The organism is Pseudoalteromonas sp. MB41, from assembly GCF_020966275.1.
In the GTDB taxonomy this organism is placed as follows: Bacteria; Pseudomonadota; Gammaproteobacteria; order Enterobacterales; family Alteromonadaceae; genus Pseudoalteromonas; species Pseudoalteromonas lipolytica.
On record NZ_JAJJZF010000062.1, the window covers coordinates 1 to 1,368 of the forward strand.

Below are 1,368 nucleotides of genomic sequence, written 5' to 3' on the forward strand. Positions count from 1 at the left end.
AACTCAATGGTATGGACTCCCCACCTTTGTCAAAATCGACTAAGGTGAAAGTGACAAACAAAAAGGAGCCCATACCATGACACAGTCTAGCACTATAACGATTGATTTAGCCAAAACAGTCTTTCAAGTCGCTTTCTTTAATAAGTTCGGTGTTTTAAAGTCGAATGAGAAAATGACTGAACGCAAGATGCTTTCATTTATAGTGAACCATCCAGAAGCGATTATATGTATGGAAGCTTGTAGCAGCGCTCACTATTATGGTCGTAAATTTGAAGGACAAGGACACAAAGTTAAGTTAATCCCTCCTCACATAGTTGCCAAGTACCGAGCAGGTAATAAAAACGATGCAAATGATGCTTTGGCAATTTATGAGGCACTTAAACGGCCAAATATTTATTCTGTTGCGGTAAAATCAATCAGCCAACAAGACCTTGCATCATTACTTAAGCTTCGCAAAGGGTATATAAAACAGCGAACACAGGTGTCGAACAGAGCGCGTGGTTTAGGTGCAGAATACGGTGTTAAGCTGCCTGAAGGTATTACGTCACTCAAAAAGCGTTTACCAGATATCCTTGAAGATGATGGTAATCAATTAACGCCAGCAAGTCGTTTCATTTTAGCTGATCTGCTTGAAGAGGTTCATCGGTTAGATAGTAAAATAAAGCATGCGACAGCGCAGCTAGTTGAATTGGCTAAATCTATCCCGGAGTGTGAATTACTGACAAGTTTACCAGGAGTTCAGTGGATAACAGCAAGTGCTCTTTATGCACGTTTAGGTAATGGCTCAGAGTATAAATATGGTCGCAATGCGAGTGCGTCGGTAGGACTTGTGCCAAGTCATAGTGGTTCAGGAGGAAAGAATAAGTTATATGGGATCACGAAGCGCGGAGATAAGTACCTACGTTCTTTGGTCACACATGGAGCGCGTGCGGTGGTATCAAACATACGCGATAAACAAGATAAGCTGAGTTGCTGGATCAGAGCATTATCAAGCAAACATCACTTTAATAAGATCACGATAGCAGTAGCCAATAAACTAGTACGAATGGCATTAGCCATGCTGAAAAGCGCAACGCCTTATAGAGCTGATTTAGCTTAGTCACAGCTATAAGGTGAATAACACTGCTAGAGTAAGCCGAGTAAAGGTAAGTAGAAAACGAATGTAATGTGATGACAAGCACGCAAGGTGAAACCTGAGAGTTGCGATGGTACGTGGATACCTTAACCTCGATAAGGAGCCTTGAATACAGTGGATTAAGCCATTCAGGTCTCGGGGTAGCTCCCCACAATAAGGCCGAATATACGTGAACTTGCTATTATCAAATTACACTTTGAATTTTCTTGCCTTACAGGGGGAGTCCATATACG

At 41.7% G+C, this 1,368-nt stretch carries 1 protein-coding gene; it reads left to right on the plus strand.

Annotated features, from left to right (window positions below; genetic code table 11):
* The first annotated feature begins 76 nt into the window (after positions 1–76).
* Complete coding sequence (locus LPA49_RS22130; RefSeq protein WP_118844996.1) at positions 77–1,099, plus strand: IS110 family transposase; 1,023 nt, start codon at positions 77–79, stop codon at positions 1,097–1,099.
* The last annotated feature ends 269 nt before the right edge of the window (positions 1,100–1,368 follow it).

What these genes read in the sequence shown, in the direction of transcription:
- LPA49_RS22130 (WP_118844996.1), top strand. Translation starts at nt 77, where the DNA reads ATGACACAGTCTAGCACTATAACGATTGATTTAGCCAAAACAGTCTTT.